This window comes from Peribacillus sp. P4_C12, from assembly GCF_056402095.1.
In genome coordinates, this window is sequence record NZ_JBFUIB010000172.1 from 1 (window position 1) to 7,274 (window position 7,274).

General features: G+C 37.0%; 8 protein-coding genes. 2 read left to right on the top strand and 6 right to left on the bottom strand.

The genetic code is table 11. From position 1 onward, the window contains the following. Together AC1DUW_RS17550 and AC1DUW_RS17555 are read right to left on the bottom strand one after the other, a co-directional pair. Positions 1 to 313 (bottom strand): glutathione peroxidase (locus AC1DUW_RS17550; RefSeq protein WP_477643080.1); only part of this gene is annotated, 313 nt, incomplete at its 3' end. A gap of 80 nt (positions 314 to 393) precedes the next feature. After that, the gene (locus tag AC1DUW_RS17555) at positions 394 to 906 is read right to left on the bottom strand and encodes a hypothetical protein (protein ID WP_477643081.1); all 513 of its coding nucleotides are present in this window, start codon (positions 904 to 906) and stop codon (positions 394 to 396) included. Between the two features lie 208 nt (positions 907 to 1,114). Here AC1DUW_RS17555 and metA point away from each other — a divergent pair, with 208 nt between their 5' ends. Further along, entirely contained in the window at positions 1,115 to 2,023 is a 909-nt protein-coding gene (gene metA, locus AC1DUW_RS17560) for a homoserine O-acetyltransferase MetA (protein ID WP_056520864.1), read from the top strand. Between the two features lie 174 nt (positions 2,024 to 2,197). On the opposite strand, the gene AC1DUW_RS17565 is transcribed toward metA, so the two are convergent. The 4 genes from AC1DUW_RS17565 to AC1DUW_RS17580 form a co-directional block, all read right to left on the bottom strand. Then, positions 2,198 to 2,893 carry an AIM24 family protein gene (locus AC1DUW_RS17565; protein ID WP_053346641.1) on the bottom strand — a complete coding sequence of 232 codons (696 nt, stop codon included), beginning with the start codon at positions 2,891 to 2,893 and terminating at the stop codon, positions 2,198 to 2,200. Next, on the bottom strand, positions 2,893 to 3,588 hold the full coding sequence (locus AC1DUW_RS17570) for a class I SAM-dependent methyltransferase (protein WP_053346642.1): 696 nt from the start codon (positions 3,586 to 3,588) through the stop codon (positions 2,893 to 2,895). Before AC1DUW_RS17570 ends, AC1DUW_RS17565 begins: the two co-directional genes overlap by 1 nt. A 314-nt stretch (positions 3,589 to 3,902) precedes the next feature. Beyond that, on the bottom strand, positions 3,903 to 4,331 hold the full coding sequence (gene mntR, locus AC1DUW_RS17575) for a transcriptional regulator MntR (RefSeq protein ID WP_053346643.1): 429 nt from the start codon (positions 4,329 to 4,331) through the stop codon (positions 3,903 to 3,905). A 102-nt stretch (positions 4,332 to 4,433) separates the two neighbouring features. After that, entirely contained in the window at positions 4,434 to 6,608 is a 2,175-nt protein-coding gene (locus AC1DUW_RS17580; RefSeq protein WP_477643082.1) for a DNA topoisomerase III, read from the bottom strand. A gap of 184 nt (positions 6,609 to 6,792) precedes the next feature. On the opposite strand from AC1DUW_RS17580, the gene AC1DUW_RS17585 reads away from it, so the two are divergent. Beyond that, the coding region (locus AC1DUW_RS17585; protein WP_477643083.1) for a DGQHR domain-containing protein at positions 6,793 to 7,274 on the top strand (482 nt) is incomplete at its 3' end.

The window sequence follows — 7,274 nt, forward strand, 5'->3', positions numbered from 1 at the left end:
ATGGATGTGCATCCTTCCCATTAACATTCACTTTTGCAAACATCGGGAAAGTTACGCCATGATTCAATTTACAGTAAGAATCGATTTCCAGGTCATCACCAGGCTCCTGGTTAAGAAATTGATTACATGGAAAACCAAGGATGACTAAACCATCTTCTTTATATTGTACATATAAGCTTTGCAAATCATCATACTGTGGCGAAAAACCGCATTTACTTGCGGTATTTACAATAATCATTACTTTCCCTTTGTATTCCTCAAGCGAAACGGTCTCGCCATTGATTTTTTTCACTTCAAATTCATAAATGGACATGTATGATCTCTCCCTAAAGTATGATGCTGTCATTTTACCGTATTTAAAGATCACTTTTCCAACTTTAATATTCTTTCTTTTTAATTTTTCTCTATCCCCTTGGCTACTTTTAGAGATTGGATCAAATACTCTACCATATCTTCCAAATCTTCCATTTGCTCTTCTTTTACAAGCCTACCAAATGAAACTTTAAACGTAGAAGAATTTACTGGCCGATCTATTTTACTGATCGTTTCGGAGGTCGTCACAGTAATGATTCTTTGCTTCCCCCAAATTTTCTCCAGCTCAATAAAGATATCTTCAACTTCTCCTACCCCAAGTTTTTCCTGAAATGAAATGAATATATCAACCGTACATCCAGCATATGTTTCATTACTATTGAATTCGAGTAACTCTGAGCTTAAATTCTCGAGTGAAGCATGTAACTCAATGCCACCAACAACAGAAATAGGTGCGAAAGGTTCCTTCAATTCCATCTCGATCTTATATGTTCTTGACATTGTTGAGAGATTAACAATATCATCACGGGTTATGACCAATATATCTCCAATAAAGTCACGATCATAAACTGCTCCTTCTAATACTACTTTCATATTCTCAAATGCTGTGGGATCAAACAATCTCCATACACCTCTCCAACCTCTTAAGTTTTTCAAAAAGAACTATGTATATATCTCCTCCCCATTTTACCATTCTCGAGATTTCGTTAGAGGATTTACAAGAAATTATTAAAATAGCTTTTCTATTTGGGAATTTTCTATATAATTAAAATATTATGATTTTTGAAGAAGGAGGCTAATTATGCCAATCAGAATACCTGAAAAACTGCCAGCTAAGGAAATTTTAGAACAGGAAAATATCTTTGTCATGGATGAGGAAAGGGCAACCAGGCAAGAAATTCGCCCATTAAATATATTGATTTTAAACCTTATGCCTGAGAAAGTAAAAACAGAGGCTCAACTGCTACGCTTTCTTGGCAATACTCCTATTCAGGTAAACATATCATTTCTACGCTTAAGCACACATGAATCGAAAAACACAAGTAAATTTCATTTAGATCAATTTTATAAATCATTTGATGAAATCCGTTCTAAAAAATATGATGGCTTGATTATCACAGGAGCTCCAGTTGAAAAATTGGAATTCACAGATGTTAATTATTGGGAAGAACTACAAGATATTATGAACTGGTCAGCAGAAAACGTCACATCTACACTACATATCTGTTGGGGAGCTCAAGCAGCGCTTTACCATCATTATGGAATAGGCAAATACGAACTACCTGAGAAGTGCTTTGGCATTTATAAGCATGAAGTACTCGAACCAAATGAAAATCTAGTCCGTGGCTTCGATGACAATTTTATGGCGCCTCATTCTCGCCATACTGACATTGACTATCAAAAATTAGTTAATCATCCAGAATTGAAGATTTTAGCTCAGTCCGATCAGGCCGGAGTATTGATTGCCGCCTCTGTTGATGGAAGAAGAATAATGGTTACAGGTCATTTCGAGTATGATGCCGAAACACTCGGTGAAGAGTATAAACGTGATAGGGAACGTGGAATTGATACACAGCTCCCTGAAAACTACTATCCTGACAACGACCCAACTAAAGTACCGCTTCACCGCTGGAAAAGTCACTGTAGCCTCATGTTCTCCAACTGGCTGAATTATTATGTCTACCAATTGACCCCTTATGAGTGGGATTGAAAGGGAAAGAAAAAAAGAAACTCTCTCATTAAGTGAAGTACTTTTTTTCGGGGAAACCTACTGAATCTAGTATGGAAGAAAAAACCTGAGTTCTTGACTCAGGTTTTTTCATTTTGAAGTTTTTCTGGAATTCTAGCTTAAAAAATTTTTATATTTGTTTGTGGTGTTTTTTTATCAAGACTCTTTATTACCAAAATACACCTCTTCAAAAGGTTGGACTACGACAAATCCCTGTCCTTCAAATTTCATCTGAACCGATTCCCCACTTCCTCTTCCAAAAAACGACTTTAATGACACATCGGTTACAAACTCAGGTTTTAGGTCTCCAGACCAAGCGACGGTTGCATTTGGATCCGTATAGACTGGGTTCCCCCTTTCTACCATTAATGTGAGAGGTTCATAATGAGAAGTGAATGCCACCATCCCTTTCCCTTCAAGTCTAACATTGAACAATCCCCCCGCTAGCAAACCGGCAATACGCCGCATCATTTTAATATCCCATTGTATGCTCGGCTCAAAGGCGAGTAAATCGTTGCCGTTTACACTAATTGATTCACCATTCAAATGTAAGATGGAAATCTTCTTCCCTTGATCTGCCACATACAACTTTCCACTTCCAGTCGCTTTCATCAAAGATGCACCCTCACCTGTAAAGGCCTTTTTAAAGAGTTTGCCAAATCCGTGTTCTAATATTCCTTCTCGTTCGAATTTAATATTGCCCCGATAAGAAATCATTGTCCCCATTTTCGCCCAGATTTGTTGTTCAAGATTTATTTCCAAAATTCTTTCCGTTTCAAGTTCAAACAAACCTTGCCCCTTATCCTGCTGTTTCGTTTTTTCGACGAATTGATTGATTTGATACTTTTCCATCACTGATTACCCTCTTTTTGAAGGAGAAACAACCACATAAAAGATACGGCTTGCTTTAAATCCTTTGAAAAGTGACCTAGTTTTGTAAAGTCTACCCCTCTCTTGGCGACGCCGGTATCAGCGACTGCTTTCCATCCGCTTTCCACTGCTATTTTCTCAAACTCCCACGGCTGCATCGTGTTCATGATCACTTTGTCGCCTAATAAACGTTGGAAACTAAACTTTTTACGTGGTTCCGCAGTCGGACCAAGTATTCCAAAACAGGCATAGCCGCCAGGCTTTATTATACGGTGAATTTCATTCACCACAGTTAATGGTTCACCTGTGTATTCAAGAGAATTAATTACCAATGCCGCATCCATTTCTTCGTCCTTAAATGGAAGACGATAAAAATCACCTTGAATAAACGAAAGTTTAGGCTGATGTACGGTCTTTTCCATTGCAAATTCAATCATGACGTTAGAAAGATCAATTCCAGTTACTTCATAACCCGCTTCAGCAAGTTTAAGAGAACCAACTCCATCTCCACAGCCTATATCAGCTACCTTATTTCCCGTAGGCACATATTGAGAAAAAAACGGGATTATATTTTTTCGACTTCCTGTTTCCCACATTTCTTGCGAATTCTCCACCCACTTAGAAGCAAAGTCATCCCATTTCTTTTCCGATTCTTTATGCCAAGTATGTAAATCCATCCGGCATTCCCCCATTCCATTTATATCTTTGTTTCATATGAACACATAGAATTGTTAAAGAAATAACTTGTTTCTTAACTTTTTTATTACATTACCTAGTATAGAAAAACCCATCTCTAACCGTGACTGCTGTGGCCTATTTATAGCTATTCTGCTCTGACTCTAAAAATCCCTTTTTTATCTTTTCCTATTATCCACTTATTGAACATCATTTGTTTTATAACTAGTTAGATTGTTTATTCCGTACAATAATAGCTGACTGGTTTATAAGTATTTAATTTATAAAAGTCAAAAAAAAAACTGCCAGTGGCAGCTTATTTTGAGTTCTCTTCGTTTCTTTTTTGTATATTTCTTAAATCCTCGACACGACTAGGAGATTCCTCAAAGAATTCGACAAGATCTCCAATCCGATCGATAGCATTCCAACTAAGGTGATGTTCGATACCTTCAACATCCTGATAGATATTTTCTTCTTTGACCCCAATCAATCTTAGCATCTGTTCTAATAGTTCATGTCGGTATACGAGCCTTTTACCCACTTTTTTCCCATTTGCAGTCAAAACGAGACCACGGTACTTTTCATATATTAAATATTTTTCATGATCTAGTTTTTGAACCATTTTTGTAACTGAAGAGGGATGGACGGAAAGATTTTCTGCAATATCGGAAACCCTGGCATATCCTTTTTCTTCAATAAGTAAATAAATTTGTTCTATGTAATCCTCCATGCTCGGTGTAGGCATTCGGAATCCTCCCATTCAAACGCATATCTAAAAATTTTACTATATAAACGACCCCGAAACAAGAAGATATCGTCTCAGGACGTCTTTTAAAGAAGTTTATTATTAAGTTTGCTTGACGGCTTGTTCTGTTGGAAATGTAAAACTAATCTTCTTTTCAGAATCGGACCAAGATAAAATTGCGTCAAAGGTCTTTTCTCCTTTTTTAAAGCCACTTATTAAATCCGTTTCGCCGCTTGCCAACAGCTTTTTTATATTTGCTTGACTGATCTTTTTATTCAGGATTTTTTTGGAGATAGTGAAGTTACACTTGGTTTTCTGATAACTCACACATCCATAAAATTCACCTTTATCGACAATCTTCGAACCGCATAACTTGCAGCTGCCTACAGATGCAGTATTTCTTTTTTTAGAACCGCTCCGTTGAATTGATTCASTATCCAGTCCTTGGAAATCCCAGTTTTCCGATGATTCAACTGCATCACTGATAATTTTAGCCGACATCTTCTTAACAGCTTCCATAAATTCACCAGCGGAAGCCTTTCCTTCCCCGATTTCCCTTAAGCGCTGTTCCCATTTAGCCGTCATTTCAGGTGAAGCCAGAATTTTTTCTCCGATGGCAGTAATCAGTACTTTCCCTTTATCTGTCGCAAATACCTGATTTTTTTTAACATCAATATATTTACGGTCTTTCAGCATAGTTATAATGCCTGCACGAGTAGCTTCAGTTCCAAGTCCTTCTGTTTTCATCAAAACCTTTTCTAGCTCTTCATTATCCAGATGTTTTCCGGCAGTTTTCATCAATGTAATCAACTGACCCTCTGTATAGCGCTTGGGAGGCTGGGTTTTTCCTTCTTTCACTTTTACACTGGCTACCTGTCCACAATCCCCTTTTTTGACGGGGGGCAAAATGATATCGTCATCATCCTTATCATTTTGAAAAATCACCTTGCGCCATCCCTCTTGGATTTGCTGCTTGCCTTTCGAAATGAACTCGGCCCGCTTATCGACAAGCGTTTTAATTGTTGTATAATCGAAAATCGCCTTCTCATAATGAGCCGCAATCAGACGGCGTACCACCAAGTCATAGATATTGCGTTCTTCAGCGGAAAGGCGCTTTGGGTCTGTGACCTGCTCAGTTGGGATAATTGCATAGTGATCAGTCACTTTTTTTTCATTTACAAACCGTTTATTATTTATGATGCTTGATTGAGGCAACGGAAACAGGGATTCATACTCTGAAAACCTGCTTATTTTTTGCAAAATATCGGGAAATGTCTCGGCTTCCCCCTCTGTAACATAATTGGAGTCAGAACGCGGGTAAGAAACAATCCCTTTTTGATATAAACTTTGAACAATATCCAGCGTCTTTTTCGGTGAATATTTATAAATCTTATTCACGGTTGCCTGTAAAGAAGATAGATTAAATAATAAAGGTGGCTGAAATTCTTTTCTTTCTGTATCCATTTCTGCAATTTCAGCTTCTTTACCCTTGCAAAAGGCGGCAATTTTTTCAGCCAGTTCTTTTGATTTAATCCTCGGATCGTTGTTCTGCTGCCACTTTCCTTGATATTTATTTCCATCCATCTTGAAGTCAGCAAATACTTCCCAAAACGGTTCAGATTTGAACTGTTCAATTTCCATTTCCCTTTTTACTATCAAAGCGAGGGTAGGCGTCTGAACCCTGCCAGCTGAAAATACATCCGACACCCCTCTTTGTTTCAATAAAATGCTATAAGCTCTGGAAGCATTCATACCAACAACCCAGTCTGCACAAGCTCTCGTATATGCTTCATGATAAAGTGGCCTTGTTTTTTCTTCGCTAATCAGATTTTGGAATCCTTCATAAATAGCCTTCGGAGTCAAAGAGGAAATCCATAAACGTTTCATCGGTTTTTTGACGCTGCATAGATTGACGATATTGCGTACAATCAATTCTCCTTCACGACCGGCATCGCCAGCATGAATAATTTCATCCACATCCGACTTCCTAAGCAAAGTTTTCACAACATTGAATTGCTTTGCCTTTTGTCGAGTCACTTCATATTGGAACTTCTCAGGAATCATCGGCAATGTATCAATCGACCATTTTTTCCATTTTGAATGATACGTTTCCGGTGAAACTAGTTGACATAAATGCCCGACTGCCCATGTTACATAAGCACCATCCGGAAATAGTTCATTCGGCAAAACTTCTATATAGCCTTGCTGTTTCTTCGTTTTAAATTGAGCTGCTAACGTTGAACCTTGATCTGGTTTCTCCGCAATGATTAGCTTCATAATTTTCGTCACCTAATCCGTAAAAAAATATCTTTCTTTATTATTATACCTTAAATATATATATCGGCTAGATTTGAGTTAGTCTTTACCGAACTGCTCCTGTAACGGTATAAAATAATTACTTAACGCCGGTGGAAAATGGGATTTTCATACATATGATAAGACTCGTCCAAATTTAGGCAGAATACAATGCAAAAAAAAAGCTTCATTAATGGATGGACAACATAGATTAGGAGGAATTGAGCTATATACAAAAACAACAAATTCAATGTTACATGTTCCTTTTCTTGCCTTCCATTGGTTAGATGAAGATGAGGAAATTAAATTTTTTGATATTATTAATACAAAAGCTAAAGGTATAGGTACTTCGTTAAGTAGATTTTTAAAAAGAGAAAGTGATAATCTTAGTTGGATTGCAACACAGCTAATTATTGACCCTAACAGCCCCTTGTATAATAAAGGAACGTTCATTGGCAAAAGAACTAAAGAAAAGCATATTACTTTACAAAATGTATATAACTTTCTTTTGTTATTAATTAAAAATACAAAGATAGCCGAATTACCTAAGGAAAAAATACTTAATATAACTCTTACTTATTTTAATTGTATAAAAGAGTTGTTACCTGTTGAATGGAGTGATTATAAGCAATATAGACTAACTCATAT

Coding starts and splice junctions, on each gene's coding strand:
- AC1DUW_RS17565 (WP_053346641.1), bottom strand. CDS start 2,893: ATGGAAAAGTATCAAATCAATCAATTCGTCGAAAAAACGAAACAGCAG.
- AC1DUW_RS17570 (WP_053346642.1), bottom strand. CDS start 3,588: ATGGATTTACATACTTGGCATAAAGAATCGGAAAAGAAATGGGATGAC.
- mntR (WP_053346643.1), bottom strand. CDS start 4,331: ATGCCTACACCGAGCATGGAGGATTACATAGAACAAATTTATTTACTT.
- metA (WP_056520864.1), top strand. CDS start 1,115: ATGCCAATCAGAATACCTGAAAAACTGCCAGCTAAGGAAATTTTAGAA.
- AC1DUW_RS17555 (WP_477643081.1), bottom strand. CDS start 906: ATGAAAGTAGTATTAGAAGGAGCAGTTTATGATCGTGACTTTATTGGA.